An 18,985-nucleotide genomic window follows, 5' to 3' on the forward strand; every position below is an offset into this window, starting at 1 on the left:
CGGCGCGTCCCGCGGCCTGTGAGACTCGTCGGCGCACCGGCAGCACCCGCGTCCGCAGGAGGCACCGCATGGGACACGTCGTACCGCCCGAGGCGGCGGCGCTGCTGGAGCGGGCGCGCCGGATCGTCGTCGTCACCGGCGCGGGCATCTCGGCCGAGAGCGGCGTGCCGACGTTCCGGGACGCCCTGACCGGGCTGTGGCAGCGGTTCGACGCCCAGGCGCTCGCCACCCCGCAGGCGTTCGAGGACGACCCCGATCTGGTGTGGGGCTGGTACGAGTGGCGGCGCAGCGCCGTCCGGCGGGCCCGGCCGAACGCGGGGCACGCCGCCGTGGCCGCGATCGAGGCCCGCGTCCCCGGCACCGTGGTCGTCACCCAGAACGTCGACGACCTGCACGAGCGGGCCGGCTCGACGGACCCGGTCCACCTGCACGGCAGTCTCTTCGCGCCGCGTTGTTCGGGTTGTTCCCGGCCCGCGTCGCTGCCCGACGTCGCCGACGAGCCGGCCGGGGGGCGTCGCGTCCCGCCGCCCCGGTGCGCCGCGTGTGCCGCCCCGGTGCGGCCGGGGGTGGTGTGGTTCGGTGAGGCGCTGCCGCAGGCGGCGCTGGACAGGGCGGTCGAGGCGGCGGCCTCCTGTGACCTGCTGGTGACGGTCGGCACCTCCGGCCTGGTGTACCCCGCCGCCGAGATCCCCCAGGTGGCCGCCCGGCTCGGGGCCACGGTGATCCAGGTCAACCCGGACGAGACGCCCCTGGACGCGGTCGCCGAGGTGAACCTGCGCGGGCCGGCGGCCCGGGTCCTGCCGGCCCTCGTCGCCGCCGCCTGGGGCGACACCATGCCGACGTGACCACACGTCATCCCGCCCGGCCCCGCCGTACCGCACGGAACGCGACAGTGCGCCGTGCCCGGCTACCCTTTGCCGATGGCAGCAGTTGACACCGGTGTGAGGGACCGGACCGGTGCGGCGCTGAGCATCGGTCAGCTCGCCACCGCCAGCGGGGTCAGCAGCCGCTCGCTGCGGTACTACGAGGAACAGGGCCTGATCGTCGCCCACCGCACCGAGTCCGGTCACCGCCGCTACGACCCGGCGTGCGTCGACCGGGTGGTCCTCATCCAGCGCATGTTCGCCGCCGGCCTGTCCAGCGCCGCGATCGCGCCGATCCTGCCGTGCATGCTGGACGAGTCCAAGCGCACCGCCTTTCTCGTCGGCGAGCTGCGCCGGCACCGCGACCGGCTGGCCGCCGAGGTCCGGCGTCAGCAGGAGACGGTCCGCATCCTCGACGAGGTCATCGACGAGTACGACAACCCCTGAGCCGGCGCCGCGTCCCACGGCCGGGCCGGGCCGGGCCGCCACGAGCATGCCGGGCATGGTCGTGGCGGCCGGTGTGGGGGACGCGCGGCTACGGCGTGGTACGGCCCGGTCCACCCACCAGGTACGGGTCGCGGCGCCCGTCGGCATCCTCGATCCGGAACCAGTACGCCGTGTCGGGTGCCAGCCCCTCGACGGTCACGGTGCCGAAGCGGTCCGGGCCGGAGACCGCCTGGGCCACCGGGTTCTGCCACTGCGCGGCGTCCTGCGCGCTGGCGTAGAAGCTCACGGTGAGCGGCAGCTCGTAGCCGCAGGGCGGGCTGAGCATGACCGAGTACCGGATCGACACGCTCGTGGCGGTGCTCCCCGACACGCTGGCCGCGACCGGCAGCACCGGCGGGCAGGCCATCGTCGGCGCGGGTGCCGGCGACGCGGTGGGGGACGTCGGGGCGGCGGTCGCCACTCCCGCCCAGCCGGCCAGGGTCACGGTCGCGGCGACCAGCACCGCGCCATACGTACGACGCATTCGTACCTCCTCGTGGAGAACACACCGATCGCCGGGACGGGCGGTCGGTGCCGGATTCGGGACTCCCCCGGTGACCGCGCGACGACGGGGCCGGACGGCTGGCGTCATGGCTGGTCGACGGCGGGTCAGCAGGGTGGACTGCCGCAGGGACTGCCCCGCACGCGGGCGGCGGACCCGCCCCGCGCGTCCCCTCGGCTCCGGTCGGACGATTCGCCCCGGCTCCCGGCCGCGACCAACCATCAGCCTGGCATTCGACATGTCTCGATGCAATGGGTGCCCGGCCGGCACCGCTCCGGCCGGCGCACGGGCGGCCGCGGACGACACGGCCACGGCCACCCCGAGCCGCAACCGGCGACCGTCGCGCCCCGGCCGGACCACCCCACCCCGCCCGGACGAATGTCGAGAATGTACGGCGACATTCACTGCCGCACGGTCACCGACCCGGCACCCCCTTTGGCGTCGGAATCCCGATTAGCTGCCCCGGCCGGATCTGCCCCCATTCGACGCCTCCGGAGGCCCGGAATTGCGCGCAGCGTGACCGCTCGGGGACGGGACAAATAGTCCGGCCACCACCCCGGGGTGATTATCCTCACGACTTCTGCTCCTGCTGCGGACAACCGTTGCCCTGGTCTCCCTATGCTGGGCGGCGGAATGCTCCTCCGGCCGTCTGCGACCGCCCGACCAGGGCGGGGTGGGCGACGCGGCCGTGAGCGTGTCGGGGAAGGAAGGCACGAGCGATGACCGGTTCCACCCGGGTCTGGGACGGCATGACCATCCCCGCCGCCGGCAGCTATCAACTCGACGCCGGGCACAAGCGAATCGGTTTTCTCGCCCGACACATGATGGTGAGTCCCGTCCGGGGCGAATTCCGCGACGCGACCGCACACATCCTCGTCAAGGACGATCCGTTCGAGTCGTCGGTGACGGCGACCATTCAGGCGGGCAGCCTCGACACGGCGAACGCCGACCGGGACGCCCATCTCCGCAGCGCGGACTTTCTCGACACCCAACGGTTCCCGACCCTGGAATACCGCAGCACCGGGATCACCTCGCTGGAGCGCAACGACCCGATCTTCTACTGGGCCAAGCTGAAGAGTCACCGGCTCGGCCGCCGGGCGGCGCTGGACGCGCCGGCGGCCCCGGCGGCGAACCCGGCGACCGGGCGGTTCGTGCTCTCCGGTGAGCTGACGGTCAAGGGCATCACCCGCCCGGTCGACCTCCAGGTCGAGTTCGGCGGTGCCCGGCGCGACCCGTACGGCCAGGACATCTTCGGGTTCAGCGCGACGGCGGAGATCGACCGCGAGGAGTACGACCTGCTCTGGAACGTGGCCCTGGAGGCCGGCGGGGTGCTGGTCGGCCGGACCGTCCGCATCGAGATCGCTGGCGAGGCGATCCGGCAGGGCTGACGCCGCCCCGCGACGGCACAGGGCCGTGACGGCACAGGGCCGTGACCCACCTGCCGGAGTGGGTCACGGCCGCTGCGGCCAGCGTCCGGGGGTGTACCCCGGAGGTTCTTCGCGTGGCGCGGTCGGTCAGCTCGCGCTGCAGGTCAGGGTGGGGCTGCCGTTGGTGCCGTTCCAGGAGCCGAGGAACCCGAAGCTGGTGCTGGCCCCGGCGCCGAGGCTGCCGTTGTAGCTCACGTTGCGGGCGGTGACCGCCGACCCGGTGGCGGTGACCGTCGCGTTCCAGGCGTTGGTGACGGTCTGGCCGTTGGCGAACGTCCAGGTGACGGTCCAGTTGCGGATCGCCGCGGTGCCGGCGGTCACCCGCACCTCACCCTGGAAGCCACCCTGCCACTGGTTGAGCACCGTGTACGTGGCGCTGCACGCACCGCCGGTCGGCGGCGTGGTGGGCGGCGTGGTGGGCGGCGTCGTCGGCGGCGTGGTCGGCGGGGTCGTCGGCGGCGTGGTCGGGGTGGTCCCGCCGAAGATGCTGGCCTCCACCGAGGTCGCCCGGATGCCGTTGGCCCCGTTGATCACCCGCTCGCCCCAGGTGGTGCGCCGGTCGGGGTCGAAGTTGAGCACCATGTCCAGGATCGGGTCGGTGTTGCCGCTCCACGACCAGGCGAGGTACCCGAGGTCGCGGGCCTCGGCCTCGGCCAGCAGGGTCTCGTGGTCGACCTCACCGCTGGCGAACTGCCAGCCGAACTCGCCGATCACCAGCGGCCAGCCGTTGCGCTCGAAGTGGTCGAGGTAGCTGATGATGCTGGCGGCGGTGTTGTAGACGGCGTACATGTGGATCGAGAGCACGGTGTTGTCGCGGGAGTCGGCGTCCAGGATCGTCTGGGCGTTGGCCCGCATGATGTTCTGCCAGTCCTGGCCCCAGTTCGGGCCGTCGACCATGAGCAGGTGCTCGAAGCCGTTCTGCCGCATCCGCTGGATCGCGGCGGTGGTCGCCCCGGTCCACTGGGCGGCGTTGACGTTGCCGATCGGCTCGTTGCCGATGTTGATGACGACGTAGTTCTCCTGGCCGACCAGGGCGGCCTTCTGGCTGACCCAGTAGTCGACCGCCTCGTCGAGGGAGGCGGCGGCGCCCTCCTCGCCGTACCCGGTGGTGTCGTGCACCTCCAGGACGCAGATCAGCTTGTTCTGCTTGCACAGGTTGATCACCTGGGGCACGTCGGTGGAGGGGCCCCACCGCTTGCCGGTGCCGAGCACCACCCGCACGGTGTTGGCGCCGGTCGCCTTGATGTCGGCGAACGAGTCGGTCTCGCCGGTGAACCAGACGTGCGGGTGGTTGACCCCACGCATGACGAAGGGCCGTCCGTTGGCCTCGACGATGGTGCCGTCGCTGATGTGCAGGCCCACGGCCGCGTGGGCCGGCGGCACGAACATCAGGAGGGAGCCGACGAGCGCGCCGAGCGCCACGCCGAGCATGGTGAGTCGTCTTCTCATGACCTGCCTCAGAAAGGAAGGCCCCGCAGCGGGGGGCCACAGCCGACGCCACGGGCATCGGACCCCGACGATCGCTGCCCAGGCGGTCGCGGATCGGCCCAGCCCATCGACGTTGTTACGTTTGTAATCCGGCTCGTGAAGGAAGATACTCGTCGAACACCGTCGATGCAACGCGCCAACTCCGAAATAATTGCCGTCGTCGCGGGTCGGTCCCCGCGACGACGGCACCCGCACGGTCCGCCGTGCCGGGCCTCGGGAGAGGAGCAGCAACGGTGGACGAGCAGCCGGGCCACCGCGTCGGCATGCGGGACGTGGCGCGGGTGGCGGGGGTGTCGGTCTCCACCGTCGCCAACGTCCTGAGTCGCCCCGGTATCGTCGCGCCGCCGACCCGCCAGCGGGTCGAGCAGGCGATCCGCCGGGTCGGCTACGTCCCCAACGGCCCCGCCCGGCAGTTACGCGGACGGCCCAGCCCCATCGTCGGGGGCGTCATCGTGGATCTGGCCAACCCCTTCTTCGCCGAACTCAACCGGGGCATCGAGGACCGGCTCGCCGAGGCCGGCTGCCTCGTCCTGGCGTGCAGCACCGACCTGCAACCGGCCAAGGAGGCCCGGATCCTCGACGTCCTGCGGGAACAGGCGGTCCGGGGCATCATCGTCTCCCCGATCGGGCCGGACCTCACGGCCGTCCTGGAGACGAGCCGGCGCGGCACCCCGGTGGTCCTGGTCGAACAGCCCCGGGGCCCGCTCGACCTGTGCGCCGTGTCGGTCGACGACGCGCTCGGCGGCCGGGTCGCCGCCGAGCACCTGGTCACGCTGGGCCACCGGCACATCGCCTACCTCGGCGCGACCGTCGAGCCCGGCACCGTGCCACGCCGACGCACCGGCGTGCGACAGGCCCTGGCCGACGCCGGCCTCGACCCGGACCGGGCCCTGCTCGACCTGCGCATGCCGATCCACCCGCCGCCGCTGGCCGACGCCGCCGCGGCGGCGGCGGACCGGATCCTGGCCGTCCGGCCCACCCCGACGGCGGTGATCTGCTTCAACGACACCGCCGCCGTCGGCGTGCTCCAGGGCCTGACCGCCCGGGGCCTGCGGGTGCCCGAGGACATGTCCATCGTCGGCTACGACGACCTCCGCTTCGCGGCGCGGATCGCGCCCGCGCTGACCACGGTGCGGCAGTCGCCGTACCAGCTCGGTCACACCGCCGCCGACCTGCTGTTGGACGAGTCGCGCCCGGGACACACCCACCACGACGTGCGGTACCGCCCGACCCTGGTGGTCCGCTCCTCGACGGGGCCGCCAGCACCTTGACAGTCATCGATGTTAACGCGAACCTGGGGACGCGACACAGGCCGGCCCACCGCCACCGCGTGGAGGACAGATGCTGCCACCCCACCGTCTGACCGGCTCCCGGCGCGCCGCCCCCGGCACCCGGCGGCACCGGCTGTCGCGGCTCGTCGCGGCGCTGGTCGTGCTCGCCGTGGCCGCCGGCCTGCCGGTGGCCGGGCCCGCGCACGCCGCGCCCGCGGTCAACTACACCAACCCGCTGGTCAACCAGCGGGCCGACCCGCACATCGTCAGGCACACCGACGGCTACTACTACCTGACCGCGACCGTGCCCCAGTACGACCGGATCGTGCTGCGGCGCGCGACCACCCTGGCCGGGCTGGCGACCGCGCCGGAGACCACGATCTGGCAGCGCCACGCCAGCGGCGAGATGGGCGCCCACATCTGGGCCCCGGAGATCCACTTCATCAACAACCGGTGGTACGTCTACTTCGCGGCGGGCCGCAGCGACGACGTCTGGCGGATCCGGATGTACGTGCTGGAGAACGCGGCGGCGAACCCGCTGACCGGCTCGTGGACCGAACGGGGCCGGATCACCACGCCGTGGGACACCTTCAGTCTGGACGCCTCCACGTTCGTGGCCAACGGGGTGCGCTACCTGACCTGGGCGCAGCAGGAGCCCGGCATCGCCACCAACTCCAACGTCTACCTGGCCCGGATGGGCGCCAACCCGTGGCAGATCACCGGCCCGGTGGCCCGACTGGTCGTGCCCAGCTACGACTGGGAGACCCGGGGCCACCGGGTGGCCGAGGGGCCGGCGGTCATCCAGCGCAACGGGCGGATCTTCCTGACCTACTCGGCCAGTGCCACCGACGCCAACTACTGCCTCGGCCTGCTGAGCGCCCCCGCGACCGCGAACCTGCTCGACCCCGCCGCCTGGACCAGGAGCCCCACCCCGGTCTTCGCCAGCAACGCCGCCACCGGCCAGTACGGCCCCGGGCACAACTCGTTCACCGTCTCCGAGGACGGCCAGAGCGACATCCTGGTCTACCACGACCGCAACTACCGCGACATCAACGGCGATCCGCTCAACGACCCGAACCGCCGCACCAGGATCCAGAAGCTGTACTGGAACGCCGACGGCACCCCGAACTTCGGCATCCCGGTGCCCGACGGCCCCACCCCGGTCCGGCTGCGCGCCCACGACCTGACCACCAGCTACGTCCGGCACTACGAGCACCGGGCGCGCGTGGAGCCGAACGTGACCAACCTGGCCGACTCGCAGTTCCGCGTCGTCACCGGCCTCGCCGGGTCCGGCACGGTGTCGCTGGAGTCGACCAACTTCCCCGGCTACTACCTGCGCCACCGGGGCTACGCCGGCTACGTCGAGCGCAACGACGGCTCGACCCTCTTCGCCGGTGACGCGAGTTTCCACCGCCGCCCCGGCCTGGCCGCCAGCGCCGGGATCTCGCTGGAGTCGCAGAACTTCCCCGGCCGGTACCTGCGTCACCGCGACGGCCTGCTCCAACTGGAACCCGTCGCGTCGGCCGCCGAACTGGCCTCGGCCACCTTCCACCTGGAGTAGACCGCCGCCGCCCCGGCGGGACGGGCGACTACTTCAGGGTGGCGATCTGGATCAGGTTGCCGCAGGTGTCGTCGAGGACGGCGGTGACCACCGGCCCCAGGTCGGTCGCCTCCTGGGTGAACTCGACGCCCAGCGCCGTGAGCCGCTCGACCTCGGCGTACACGTCGTCGACGGCGAACTGGGTGAACGGGATGCCGTCGGCGACCAGGGCCTGCTTGAACGGACCCGCCGCCGGATGGCCGTCCGGCTCCAGCAGCAACTCGACGCCGTCCGGGTCGGCCGGGGAGACCACGGTGAGCCAGCGGGCGCCGCCGGCGGGCACGTCGGTCTTCTTGATGAACCCCAGCTTCTCGGTGTAGAAGGCGAGCGCCTTGGCCTGGTCGTCGACGAGCACGCTGGTGACGTTGATGCGGATCACGGGTTCGGTACCTCTCCGTCGATGGGCCACCGGTCGACGATCGAGCGCAGCGGGCTCGTGTCGAGGTGGTGGAACTTGAACCGGCCCTGTCGCCGGGTGCGCACCAGACCGGCCTGTTCGAGCACCGCGAGGTGCTGCGAGATGGCCTGGCGCGAGGAGGCCAGGCCGTGCTTCATGGTCAACCGGCCGCAGATCTCGAACAGCGTCTGCCCGTCCCTGTCGGTCAGCTCGTCCAGGATGACACGTCGCGTCGCGTCACTGATCGCCTTGTACAGGTCGGGCTCCGCGTCCACAGGCACCTTTATAGGCAAGCGCACACTTGCCTGTCAAGCCGACACCGGGCCGCGTCGGTCCGCCCACGTGGCCCTGCGCACAGTGGTGGCGAAAACCGCCCTCCGGCATAGTGTGATCACGAAAAACCGGGCGCTCGACGTACGACGCCGACGCCGACGCCGTGACATCGGACGCGTCGTGGACCTGCTGCTGTGGTGCGCGACCGCCGTCGCCGCGGTGCTCGCCGCTTTCGCCCACTACGGCGACGCCTCGCCGGTCCTGCGGTTCCTCGGCACGCTGGGTGCCATCACGCTCGCCTCCGCGGTGCTCGGCCGGGCCCTCGACCAGCTCGGGGGTCGGATGCGCCCGGCCGCCATCGGCACCTTCCAGGCGGTCGTCGGCAACCTGCCCGAACTCATCATCTGCATCTTCGCGCTGCGCGCCGGACTCGTCACCGTGGTCCAGGCCGCGCTGATCGGGTCGGTGCTCAACCTGCTGCTGCTCGGCAACGGCCTGGCGTACCTCACCGGCGGGCTGCGCAACGGCACGATGACCATCGACGGCCGGCACGCCAAGGTCACCCGGGTCATGCTCGTGCTGCTGATGGCCACGCTCATCACCCCGGCCATCGCGGTCAACCTCGGCACCCCCGCCGCGGAGCACACCACCGCCGTCTCGTACGTCGTGGCGATCGCCCTGCTCACCGTCTTCGTGGTGTCGCTGCCGTTCCGCCTCGGCAAGAACGCCGACGCGCCGCCGCCGGTGCACAACGGCACCGGCGAGGCCAAGGTCGGCACCTGGCCGCTGCCCCGGGTCCTCGTCCTGGTCGCCGTGGCCGGTCTGCTCATCGCCTTCGAGGCGGACTGGCTCACCAGTTCCCTGGGACCGGCCACCGAGGCGATGAACCTCGACCCCGCCTTCGTCGGCCTCTTCCTGGTGGCCACCGTCGGCAACCTGTCGCAGCTCGCCCCGGCGGTGCAGCTCAGCCTGCGCGGCGACGCCGACACCGCCACGGCGATCACCATGGAGGGCGCGCTGCAGGTCGCGCTGATGCTCGCCCCCGTCCTGACCCTCATCGCCCCGCTGCTCGGCGCCGGGGAGTTCACGCTGATCTTCCCGCCGTTGCAGATCGTCGCCGTCATCGTCGCCGCCCTGCTGGTCGTCTTCGTCACCATCGACGGCACGGTGAACCACCTCGAAGGGCTGGCGTTGGTCGCCCTCTACACCGTCCTCGGCTCCCTGTTCTGGTGGGGCTGAGGCCCGGCCACCGCCCCGACGGGTCACCTGCCACCGGTCCGGATGCCGGCCCGCCGTCACGGTGACGCCTGCCCGCGGCGGGGCCGCAACTCGTCAGAGCGGCAGGTCGTGGTGCTGCCACCAGCTCTGTCGATGTTTCCGCACCGCTCCGCCGACCCGGGTCAACAGCAGCCAGTTCGCGTTCAGCACCAGGGCCGCGTCCTCGGGCCGATGGTCGAGGACGGCGGAGACACTTCGGAGCATGGCGGGGATGCCCCGCCCGGCCAGCGCATCCTTGCCCATCGCGAAGTCGACCTGGAGGTAACTGTCCGGTTCCCAGACCCACAGGGACCCGTCCTCGTCCTCGGCGTCGTAGTAGCCGTGGTGCCCAGCGATGATGTCGATGCCGTACCCGAGCGCGTCGTCGAACCCCGAACTGAGCATCGGGCTGCCGGAAGCTGTCCGGCCCTCGGCGGCCCCCGGCGCGACGATCTCGGCGATCTCGCGCGCAGGGAGGTCACCTGTGAGGATCAGTCGGAACTCGATAGCCACCTCAACCGCCTTCATCAGTCCCGTCGGACGATCTGAATGATCTCACCGTCGCGTCGCACCGCCACAAGTTCCTTCAGGTCCGGCAAGGGCCAGTCGTCGAACTGCTTCTGGAGGGCACGAACGTCTCCACGCCAGTCCTCCAGGTTCAGCACCACGCGCTGGGTCTGCCCCTTGTCGACCTTCTGCCGGGCCTCATCCCAGACACCGCGTACCGACTTCGGTGGGGTCGGCGCGTAGCAGTCGAAGACGTGTCCTTCCACCAGGTAGTCCGGTGCCCTCTCCGGATCTCCCTTGTCGCCGGTGTCGCGCCGGGCCTCCGCGATCTCCGGCCTGGTCGGATTCTGATGGACCCGGTACCCCTTGTCGGCGATCGTGTCGGCACACTCGTTCTCCAGTTGCAGGGACCGCCGTACCTCGTCGTCCTCGCCGGGGGAGATCGTCGTGCGGCGGCCGGTGGGGCGACCGCCCCGGGTGCCCGTCGGACGCCTGGTCCAGGCGGGCGGGAACGCGGGGTCGGCGGGCGCACCGTCGGCGGGGCGGGGCGGGTCGACGCCGGGGCTGGTCGGTGGGGTGCCGCCAGCCCCGGTCAGTTTCCCGAGGAGCCGAGCTGACGGGCCCGGTCGACGGTGCCCTCGACGGCCTGCCGCGCGCTCTGGGTGCGCTGCACCAGCAGCACCAGGACCTGCTTCACGCTGTCCAGGGTCTGCAGCAACGGGCCGGGCTGGCCGCCCTGCAGCACGGCGCCGACGAGTTGCCGGGCCTCGTCGACGTGGCTGATGGTGGCGACGCAGGCTTCCCGGGCGGCGGTGACGCCCTGCTGTACGGGGGCGAGCGCGGCGATCGTCTCCTGCGGGGTGGCCCCCCGGGGTACCGTCGTGCTGGCCTTCACCGCCTCGCCGGCGCTCGTCGCCAGCGCGGTGAGCCCGGCCTGGACGGTGGCGAGGGCGGTACGGACCCGGGTGATGCCGGCGGCGACCGCGGTGAAGCCGGTGCCGGCGGCCCGGACGGCGGCCTCCTGGGCCTGGTTGTCGGCGGCAGCGGTCAGGCCCTGGGCCCGTTCGACCCCGGCCAGCAGGGCGTGCAGTTCGCCGGTGATCTCCTCGACAGTGGACATGGCTGGGACCTCACACGGTAGCGGGATCAGGGGTCCGAAACCTACCTGGTTCCGGCGGTGGCGGCGGCGTCGGGTGGTGACGGGCGTGCCGCCCGGACGGCCCGTCACCCGGGGGCCGAGGGGCGGGGGCCGCCGGGCGGTGGTGTCGGGTTGACGACCGACCGGCGGGACGCGGCGCCCGGCCGGCCTGTCGGACAGTGACGGACACCTATAGTGAGCGTCATGCGCGCACACCCGGTGATGTCGATGGACGAGGCGCGGGCGTGGCTCGCCGAGGTCCTGCCCGACACCGACGCCCGGTTGCGGGTCGAGAGCGTCGACGGCAACCGGGTGGTCTGCGCCGCCGGCCCGGACGGCCTCGAACGTCGGCGGGACGGCCCGCTGTCCGGGCCGGCCATGTTCTGGGCCGCCGACCTGGCCGGCTTCGTCGCGGTCAACGTCCTGCTCGGCCCGACGCCCTCGATGGTGCTCGCCACCAGCAGCATCAGCTTCCTGGAGCCGGCCGAGCCCGGGGCGCTGCGCGTCGCCGCCGAGGTGGTCAAGATCGCCAGCCGTTCGGCCGTGGTGGACGCGCGGGTCACCGACCACCGTGGCCACCTGGTCGCCATGGCCACGCTGCACTTCGCGTTGCCGTCGCGGGCCGGCCGGGTGGCGCTGGCCGCTCAGGCCGGGGCCGCGACGTAGGTGCCGCGCTGCCACGGGTAGCCGGGCAGCGTGACGACCGTCCGGCCGGGCTCCGCCGGCACCGGCTCGTCCGGGGCGAGGGTCCGCACGGCCGGGTGCGCCGTACCGCCGGCCAGCGCGGCCAGCGCCGTCGCCGCCTCGACCGCGTCGGCGGCCCGGACCCACACCGCGTGCCGGAGCCGGGTACGCCCACCGGTGGCGGTGTCGGCGAACGCCGGGTACGCCGCGTCGGGCAGGGACGCCAGATGGTCGGCGTACCGGCGGGCCAGCGCGGCGAGCGCCGCCGGGGTGGCCGCCGAGACCAGCAGCCCGGCCACCGCGCGCCCGGCCACCGCCGGGCCGGTCACGGCCGGCTCGGGCGGCGGCGCGGGGGACAGCAGCGCGTACGCGTTGGTGCCGCTCATGCCGTACGAACTCGTCGACGCGCAGCCGCCGAGCCGCCCCTCCCACGGCACCGGTGCCACCGGTATCTCGATCCCGGTGCCGGTCAGGTCGATGCGCGGGTTCAGCGTGGCGTAGTTGGCCTGCGGCGCGATGATCCGGTGGTGCAGGCACAGCACCGCCTTGACCAGCCCGAGCACCCCGGCCGCCGCCTCGGTGTGGCCGACGTTGCCCTTGACCGAGCCGACGTACAGCGGCCGGCCGTCGCGGCGGCCCAGCCCGGCGACGATCGCCGCCACCTCGGCGGGGTCGCCCAGCGGGGTCCCGGTGCCGTGCGCCTCGTGGAACCCGACCTCCCCGGCCGGCACCCCCGCCGCCGCGAGGACCGACTCGATGAGGGCCGCCTGCGCCGACACGTTCGGGGTGGTGAACGTCGCGGTCCGCCCGTCGTGGTTGATCCCGGTCCCGCTGATCACGGCGAGGACGCGGTCCCGGTCCCGGCGGGCGTCCGCGAGCCGCTTCAGCACCAGCACGCCGCAGCCCTCCCCCCGCACGAAGCCGTTCGCGGCGGCGTCGAACGGCCGGGACCGGCCGTCCGGCGACAGCGCGCCGGTCTGCCCCACGGACCGGGTGGTGTCCGGGGCGAGGATGAGGTTGACCCCGCCCGCCACCGCCACGTCGCAGTCCCCCACGGCCAGCGCCCGGCTCGCCGTGTGCACCGCCACCAGCGACGACGAGCACGCCGTGTCCAGCGCGTAGACCGGGCCGCGCAGGCCCAGGGTGTACGCGATCCGGCCGGCGGCGAAGCTGTGTCCGTTGCCGATCGTCCAGGACGAGTTCGGGTCGCCGGAGAGCCACTGCCAGTAGTCCCGGCCGGTGATGCCGACGTAGACCCCGGTGGACGCGGCGACGGCGGCCACCGGGATGGCGGCGTCCTCGAACGCCTCCCACACGACCTCCAGCAGCAGCCGGTGCTGCGGGTCGAGGACGCGTGCCTCCCGGGGCGAGATGCCGAAGAACTTCGGGTCGAAGTCGAACGGAGCGTCCAGGTAGCCGCCCCGGGTGACCATGCCGTCCCACCCGGCCCCGAACCTGTCGCGCCGGTCGGCGGGCAGGTCGCCGGTGAGGTCCCGGCGTCGCAGGATGGCCGACCAGTACGCGTCGAGGCTGTTCACCCCGTGCGGCGCACGGACGGCCATCCCGACCACGGCGATCGGTACGCCCACTACAGGACCCGGTGCATCCAGCCGTGGGTGTCCTCGGCCCGGCCGTACTGGATGTCCAGCAGGTGCTCGCGGAACTGCCGGGTGTACGTGCCGGGCTCACCGTCGCCCACCGACGCGGTGAACTCCTCGCTCTTGAACCCGACGATCGGCGTGATCACGGCGGCGGTGCCGGCCGCGAACGCCTCGGTGACCGTCCCGTCGGCGAGCCCGGCGCGCAGCTCGTCGAGGCTGATCGACCGTTCGACGGCCTTCAGCCCGTGCGTGGCGGCGAGGGTGAGCACGCTGTCGCGGGTCACCCCGTCGAGGATGGTGCCCAGGCTCGGGGTGAGCAGTTCGTGCTCGGCGGTCACGAAGAACACGTTCATGGTGCCCGACTCGTCGATGTCGCGCCGCTGCTCCCCGCCCAGGTAGAGGACCTGCTCGCAGCCGTGCTCCAGCGCCTCCCGCTGCGGGTCCAGGCTGGCGGCGTAGTTGCCGCCGCACTTGGCCGCCCCGGTGCCGCCGATCGCCGCCCGGCTGTACCGGGTGCTGATCCACAGGGTCACCCCGGTGACGCCGCTGGGGAAGTACGCCCCGGCCGGGCAGGCGATCACCGAGTAGGTGACCTGCCGGGCCGGGCGTACGCCCAGGAACGCCTCCGTGGCGTACATGAACGGGCGCAGGTAGAGGCTCTGCTCCCCGCCGTACCCGGGCACCCAGGCCTCGTCGGCGCGGACCAGCGCGGCCACGCTCTCGACGAAGGTCTCCTCGTCCAGTTCGGGCAGGACCAGCCGGCGCGACGACGCGGCGAAGCGGCGCGCGTTGAGGGTCGGCCGGAACAGCCACACGCTGCCGTCGGCGTGCCGGAACGCCTTGAGCCCCTCCAGGATCTCCTGCGCGTAGTGCAGCACCGCCGCGCCGGGGTGCAGGGTGATCGGCGCCAGGGCGGTGACCTGGTGGTCGTGCCAGCCCGCGTCCGGCGTCCAGGCCACCGTGACCATGTGGTCGGTGAAGTACCGGCCGAACCCGGGGTCGGTGAGGATCTCCTCCCGGGTCTGCGGCGGGGTCGGGCGGTCCGTCGGCCGCACCTGGAACTGGACGGTCATGGGGACTCTCCTCGGGACAGTCTGTCGGTGAAGACGGCGACGCAGTTCTGCCCGCCGAAGCCGAAGGCGTTGGTCAGGGCGGTCCGCACGGGCAGTTCCCTGGCCTGGTGGGGCACGTAGTCGAGGTCGCACTCCGGGTCCGGCTCGGTCAGGTTGATCGTGGGCGGCACGATCTGCTCGCGGATCGCCAGGGCGCAGACCATCGCGCCGAGCGCGCCGGCCGCGCCGATCAGGTGACCGAGCATGGACTTCGGCGCGCTGACCGCGACCCGGTCGGCGGCCGTACCGAGGGCCGCGCGGATCGCCACCGTCTCCGTCCGGTCGTTGGCCTGCGTGGACGTGCCGTGGGCGCAGATGTAGTCGACCTCGTCGGGGCGTACGCCGCTGCGGCTCAGCGCCTGCCGGATCGCCGTCGTGGCGTGCACCCCACCCGGGGCGGGGGCGCTGACGTGGAAGGCGTCGCTGGTCAGCGCGCCGCCGGCGACGACCGCGTAGTGGCCGGCGCCCCGCCGCCGGGCGTGCGCGGCCGACTCCAGGACCAGCACCACGGCGCCCTCGCCGAACACGAAGCCGTCCCGGTCGGCGGAGAACGGCCGGCTGGCCCCGGCCGGGTCGTCGTTGCGCTCGGACATGGCGCCCATGCTGACCAGGCCGGCGAACATCGCGGGCGTGATCGCCGCGTCGGTGCCGCCGCAGACGACCACGTCGGCCTCGCCGCTGAGGATCAGGCGGCGGGCGTCGAGCAGCGCGTACGCGCCGCTGGCGCAGGCCAGCGCGCTGGCGTTGACCGGCCCGTGCGCGCCCAGGTCGATGGCGATCTCGCAGGCCGGCATGTTGGTCAGCGAGGAGGGCACGAACTGGGCGCTGGGCGCGGACGGCACCGGCGCGAGGAGCCCCCGGGTGGCCGCCTCGACGGTGTCGAAGCCCGCGACGGCGGCGTTGACCACCACCCCGACCCGGTCGGCGCCGGCCTCGTCGACAACCAGTTTCGCGTCGGCGACGGCCTCCCGGGCGGCGACCACCGCGAACTGGCTGAACCGGGCCATCCGGCGGGCCCGTTTCGGGGTGAAGTGGGCCGCCGGGTCGAAGCCCCGCACCTCGGCGGCGATCCGGGTGGGCAGGGCGGCGGCGTCGAAGGCGGTGATCGGGCCCACCCCGGACTTGCCGGCCAGCAGGCCGTGCCAGGTGCTGTCCCGGTCCAGGCCCAGGGGGGTGACCGCGCCGATGCCGGTGATGACGACGTCGCCCGCTAGCATCCCGACACGGCCTCACTTCTCCGGCACCGACCAGCCGACAGCACACTATCAATCACCGTGACTGCCCGGCGGGCGTCCGCGGTCGCGCCGGTCCGCCCGTTCACGCCGGCCGTCCCGACCCGCGCGCGGCGACGGGCGCGTCCCGCCACGCCGCCGGCCCGCTGCCGGTGCGTGGTGCGGCCGCGCAGATCACGTACTCCGTCGGCGCCGCGACGCCGGTGTGGCCGGGCAGCAGGTCGAGCACCCGGTGGTGCAGCGTCCCGGGTGACAGCGACGGATCGGCGACGTACGCCGTCAGGTGCGCGCCGCCCGTCGGGTCCCGGTCGGTGACGACGGTCGTGGTGGCCCCGCCGGCGGCCCGGCGGACCAGGTCCGCCACGTCGTCGGGGCGGATCCAGCCGGTGTCGGTCCGGATCCAGTCCGCGCCCCGCCGGGCCGGGGTGAGGCCGATCCGCGCCGCCACGTCGGAGACCCGGATCTCCTCGGTGAGCGCGTCGCAGAGCAGCGTCTCGATGCCCCGGACGATCGTCTCGCCGGCCGGTGCCGGCAGGTACGCCGTGTCGACCAGCAGTCCGAGCCGGCACCGCCCGTCGCCGGGGTTGCTGGCGGCGACCATGAAGGTCATGTCGCTCCTGGTGAGCGGCTCCAGTCGGGTGTACTCGGAGGCGCGGCGCAGGTCGGCGAGCTGGGCCACGCCCGGGGCGGGGCCGGTCGGGGCCCAGTCGTTGCCCCGGTGGCCGTTGTTGAAGTACGCGGACAGGTCGAACGACACGCCCCGCCGCCGGCCGGTCTCCGTCACCACCCGGTGGACGCCGGCCGGGTCGCACTGGGCCCGGCGGTACGCGTCGAACGCGGGGCGGTGGACCTGCCGGATGGCGGTGAGCAGGTCGACGTCGGAGACGGTGCAGGTGAGCAGGGCGTCCAGGGTGTTCAGGGCGATCAGGTCCCGGCTGCGCCGGTCGAGCCGGTTGCCGGTGATCAGCTTGAGCACGCAGGTGTCGTGACCGTTGTACGCGGTGAGGATGACCGTGGTCAGGCCGAGCAGCACCGTGGAGAAGGACGTCCGGGTCCGGGCCGCCAGCGTGGCCGCCGCCGCGCTGACCGCCGCCGAGTCCAGCAGGTGCCGTTCGATCGGGTGGTCCCCGGTCGGGGCGCGCGGCACGTCGAACATCGACGCCGGGGCGGTGGCGAGCCCCTGCGCCCAGTGCCGCAGTCCCCGTTCGCTCTGCTGCCGGCCGGCCTCGGAGGCCTGGTACGCGGCCTGTTCCAGCGGCTGCGGGACGGTGCCGTCGGCCGGGGACTCCCGTGGGGGTGTCCCGGTCCGGTCGTCGGCGAGCCGGTCGAGGAGCAGGTCGACGAGGGTGCCGAAGGACCAGCCGTCGAACGCCAGGTGCGAGCCGACCAGCGCGACCCCGGTGACCCGGCCGGCGGCGTCGACCACGCCGCCGACCCGCAGCGGCCACTCGGTGTCGTGGTCGAACGCGGCCCCGGTCAGCTCCTGCGTCAGTTCCGCGCCGACGCGGGCCGGGTCGCCCCCGTCGTCGACCACGGTGACCTCGTACGTGCCCGTCGCCGCCACCTGTTGCTGCGGCTGGCCGGCCGACTCGACGTAGTGGGTCCTCAGGGTCTGGTGCTCCTCGATCAGCGTGCGCAGCGCCGCGAGCAGCCGGTCCTGCGGCACCGGCGCGGCGAGCACGAGCGGGCGGCCGATGTTGAACTGGTTGGCCTCCTTGCCGAACCACCGCAGCGGTCCCCACATCACGCTCTGCGCCCAGGTCAACGGCCCGGACGCGGCCTCGCCGGCCGCGAACGGCAGGTCGAGGCGGGTGGCCAGCGCGCCGCCGGTCGTCGTGTCACTCACTGGGGTCCTCCCTTGTCGGCTGCTGCTCGGTCGCTCACGCCGGCTGCGCGACCGGGTCCGGGGACCTCGGGGTCAGCCGCAGCGGCAGATGGTCGAGCCCCCGGAACGCCGGGCTCGGCACCTTGACCAGCTCGCCGATCAGCTCGATGTCGTCGGTGCGGTCGATGAGCATCCGCAGGAACGTGGCCGCCTGCAGGCGGGCCAGGTGCATGCCGACGCAGGTGTGGATGCCGGCGCCGAAGCCCAGGTGGCCGTCGGTGCGCCGGTCGATGCGGTACGCGTCGGGGTCGGGGAACTTGCGCGGGTCGCGGTTGGCGGCGGCGAACGACAGCTCGACCCGGGCGTCCCTCGGGATGGTGGTGGTGCCGACGACGACGTCGCGGGTGGCGGTGCGGAAGACGTTCTGCACGGGCGGGTAGAAGCGGGCCGTCTCCTCGATGGTCGCCGGGACCAGGTCGGGCCGTTGCCGGACCAGCCGGAACTGGTCGGGGTGGTTCAGCAGGGCGTCCAGCATGTTGCCCAGGAAGTGGGTCATCGTCTCCTGGCCGCCGACCAGCAGGGTGAGGCAGAGCCAGAGGATCTCGTTCTCGGTGACCCTGCCCTTGGCCGCGGCGGCGAACAGCTTCGAGACCACGTCGTCGCGGGGCGGTTCGGCCCGCCGTTGGGTGAGCAGGCCGCCGAGGAAGCTGGACAGGCCGGCGACCGAGGCGAGCGCCGACTTCGCCGCCCGCAGCCGCAGCGCGTTCTCGTCGGGGTCGTCGGGCGCCCGCTCGCCGACCTTCGCGTTGGCGACGAAGCTCTCCAGCACGCCGGCGGTGAGCTTGAGCTTGGCCAGGTTGTCGTTGGGCACGCCGACGATCGTGGTGACGACCTTCACCGGCAGCAGGATGATCGCCTGCTGCACCAGGTCGATGTCGCCGGTGGCGACGGCCTCGTCGAGCAGTTCGCCGCAGACCTTCTCGATGAAGGGCCGCCAGAACTGCACGCCCCGGGGCGAGAAGTCGTGCCGGATCAGGCCCCGCATCCGGGTGTGGTCCGGCTGGTCCAGCCCGAACAGCACCGGCAGCGTCGACCGGTGGTACGCGATCCCCTCGGCGGAGGAGAGCCCGGCGTGGTCCTTGGCCGCCGCCTTCACGTGGTCGTACCGGATGACCAGCCACATGTCGCGGTCGGGCAGGTACAGCGGTTCCTCGGCGCGCAGCAGCCGCGCGTACTCCGGGTAGGGGTCGTCCATGGCGCTCGGGGAGAAGGGGTCGAACTCGTCGGTGTGTGATGCGCTGATCACTGCCGTTCCTTCCGCA

19 protein-coding genes are annotated in these 18,985 nt (G+C 73.1%); 7 read left to right on the forward strand and 12 right to left on the reverse strand.

Annotation, left to right across the window (positions count from 1 at the left end):
• Positions 1-68 precede the first annotated feature (68 nt).
• The gene (locus ACQUFX_RS10955; protein ID WP_428965898.1) at positions 69-845 is read left to right on the forward strand and encodes an SIR2 family NAD-dependent protein deacylase; all 777 of its coding nucleotides are present in this window, start codon (positions 69-71) and stop codon (positions 843-845) included.
• A 75-nt stretch (positions 846-920) separates the two neighbouring features.
• Entirely contained in the window at positions 921-1,310 is a 390-nt protein-coding gene (locus tag ACQUFX_RS10960) for a MerR family transcriptional regulator (RefSeq protein WP_428965899.1), read from the forward strand.
• Between the two features lie 88 nt (positions 1,311-1,398).
• On the opposite strand, the gene ACQUFX_RS10965 is transcribed toward ACQUFX_RS10960, so the two are convergent.
• Positions 1,399-1,833 carry an alkaline phosphatase D family protein gene (locus ACQUFX_RS10965; RefSeq protein ID WP_428965900.1) on the reverse strand — a complete coding sequence of 145 codons (435 nt, stop codon included), beginning with the start codon at positions 1,831-1,833 and terminating at the stop codon, positions 1,399-1,401.
• A 737-nt stretch (positions 1,834-2,570) separates the two neighbouring features.
• On the opposite strand from ACQUFX_RS10965, the gene ACQUFX_RS10970 reads away from it, so the two are divergent.
• Positions 2,571-3,239: a YceI family protein gene (locus ACQUFX_RS10970; RefSeq protein WP_428965901.1), complete on the forward strand. Its 669-nt coding sequence runs from the start codon at positions 2,571-2,573 to the stop codon at positions 3,237-3,239.
• A 126-nt stretch (positions 3,240-3,365) separates the two neighbouring features.
• On the opposite strand, the gene ACQUFX_RS10975 is transcribed toward ACQUFX_RS10970, so the two are convergent.
• Positions 3,366-4,727: a cellulase family glycosylhydrolase gene (locus ACQUFX_RS10975; RefSeq protein ID WP_428965902.1), complete on the reverse strand. Its 1,362-nt coding sequence runs from the start codon at positions 4,725-4,727 to the stop codon at positions 3,366-3,368.
• A 272-nt stretch (positions 4,728-4,999) separates the two neighbouring features.
• Here ACQUFX_RS10975 and ACQUFX_RS10980 point away from each other — a divergent pair, with 272 nt between their 5' ends.
• Together ACQUFX_RS10980 and ACQUFX_RS10985 are read left to right on the forward strand one after the other, a co-directional pair.
• Positions 5,000-6,037 (forward strand): LacI family DNA-binding transcriptional regulator, encoded by a 1,038-nt coding sequence (locus ACQUFX_RS10980; RefSeq protein WP_428965903.1) that lies wholly within the window; start codon positions 5,000-5,002, stop codon positions 6,035-6,037.
• 70 nt (positions 6,038-6,107) lie between these two features.
• A complete protein-coding gene (locus tag ACQUFX_RS10985; protein WP_428965904.1) occupies positions 6,108-7,598 on the forward strand; it encodes a family 43 glycosylhydrolase in 1,491 nt (496 codons plus the stop codon).
• A 28-nt stretch (positions 7,599-7,626) separates the two neighbouring features.
• Here ACQUFX_RS10985 and ACQUFX_RS10990 read toward each other — a convergent pair whose 3' ends face one another.
• Positions 7,627-8,013 (reverse strand): VOC family protein, encoded by a 387-nt coding sequence (locus ACQUFX_RS10990; RefSeq protein ID WP_428966930.1) that lies wholly within the window; start codon positions 8,011-8,013, stop codon positions 7,627-7,629.
• Positions 8,013-8,315 carry an ArsR/SmtB family transcription factor gene (locus ACQUFX_RS10995; RefSeq protein WP_428965905.1) on the reverse strand — a complete coding sequence of 101 codons (303 nt, stop codon included), beginning with the start codon at positions 8,313-8,315 and terminating at the stop codon, positions 8,013-8,015. Before ACQUFX_RS10995 ends, ACQUFX_RS10990 begins: the two co-directional genes overlap by 1 nt.
• 172 nt (positions 8,316-8,487) lie before the next feature.
• Here ACQUFX_RS10995 and ACQUFX_RS11000 point away from each other — a divergent pair, with 172 nt between their 5' ends.
• Positions 8,488-9,546: a sodium:proton exchanger gene (locus tag ACQUFX_RS11000; RefSeq protein ID WP_428965906.1), complete on the forward strand. Its 1,059-nt coding sequence runs from the start codon at positions 8,488-8,490 to the stop codon at positions 9,544-9,546.
• A gap of 93 nt (positions 9,547-9,639) precedes the next feature.
• Here ACQUFX_RS11000 and ACQUFX_RS11005 read toward each other — a convergent pair whose 3' ends face one another.
• From ACQUFX_RS11005 to ACQUFX_RS11015, 3 genes are all read right to left on the reverse strand, one after another.
• Positions 9,640-10,077, reverse strand: a complete 438-nt coding sequence (locus tag ACQUFX_RS11005; RefSeq protein ID WP_428965907.1) for a SitI3 family protein — start codon at positions 10,075-10,077, stop codon at positions 9,640-9,642.
• Positions 10,078-10,091: 14 nt separating this feature from the next.
• A complete protein-coding gene (locus ACQUFX_RS11010; protein ID WP_428966931.1) occupies positions 10,092-10,514 on the reverse strand; it encodes a CdiA C-terminal domain-containing protein in 423 nt (140 codons plus the stop codon).
• 149 nt (positions 10,515-10,663) lie between these two features.
• A complete protein-coding gene (locus ACQUFX_RS11015) occupies positions 10,664-11,191 on the reverse strand; it encodes a DUF6244 family protein (protein WP_428965908.1) in 528 nt (175 codons plus the stop codon).
• A 222-nt stretch (positions 11,192-11,413) separates the two neighbouring features.
• Here ACQUFX_RS11015 and ACQUFX_RS11020 point away from each other — a divergent pair, with 222 nt between their 5' ends.
• Positions 11,414-11,875, forward strand: a complete 462-nt coding sequence (locus ACQUFX_RS11020) for a PaaI family thioesterase (protein WP_428965909.1) — start codon at positions 11,414-11,416, stop codon at positions 11,873-11,875.
• Here ACQUFX_RS11020 and ACQUFX_RS11025 read toward each other — a convergent pair.
• From ACQUFX_RS11025 to ACQUFX_RS11045, 5 genes are all read right to left on the reverse strand, one after another.
• Positions 11,854-13,482, reverse strand: a complete 1,629-nt coding sequence (locus ACQUFX_RS11025; RefSeq protein ID WP_428965910.1) for a beta-ketoacyl [acyl carrier protein] synthase domain-containing protein — start codon at positions 13,480-13,482, stop codon at positions 11,854-11,856. The genes ACQUFX_RS11020 and ACQUFX_RS11025 overlap by 22 nt on opposite strands.
• Complete coding sequence (locus ACQUFX_RS11030; RefSeq protein WP_428965911.1) at positions 13,482-14,567, reverse strand: branched-chain amino acid aminotransferase; 1,086 nt, start codon at positions 14,565-14,567, stop codon at positions 13,482-13,484. The genes ACQUFX_RS11025 and ACQUFX_RS11030 overlap by 1 nt, the downstream gene beginning before the upstream one ends.
• Positions 14,564-15,823, reverse strand: a complete 1,260-nt coding sequence (fabF, locus tag ACQUFX_RS11035) for a beta-ketoacyl-ACP synthase II (protein WP_428965912.1) — start codon at positions 15,821-15,823, stop codon at positions 14,564-14,566. Before fabF ends, ACQUFX_RS11030 begins: the two co-directional genes overlap by 4 nt.
• 100 nt (positions 15,824-15,923) lie before the next feature.
• The gene (locus ACQUFX_RS11040) at positions 15,924-17,684 is read right to left on the reverse strand and encodes a condensation domain-containing protein (RefSeq protein ID WP_428965913.1); all 1,761 of its coding nucleotides are present in this window, start codon (positions 17,682-17,684) and stop codon (positions 15,924-15,926) included.
• Positions 17,685-17,718: 34 nt separating this feature from the next.
• Positions 17,719-18,969, reverse strand: a complete 1,251-nt coding sequence (locus tag ACQUFX_RS11045; RefSeq protein ID WP_428965914.1) for a cytochrome P450 — start codon at positions 18,967-18,969, stop codon at positions 17,719-17,721.
• Positions 18,970-18,985: the final 16 nt, after the last annotated feature.

Origin of the sequence: Micromonospora fluostatini, from assembly GCF_050410825.1 — a bacterium.
GTDB classification, from domain to species: domain Bacteria; phylum Actinomycetota; class Actinomycetes; order Mycobacteriales; family Micromonosporaceae; genus Micromonospora; species Micromonospora rosaria.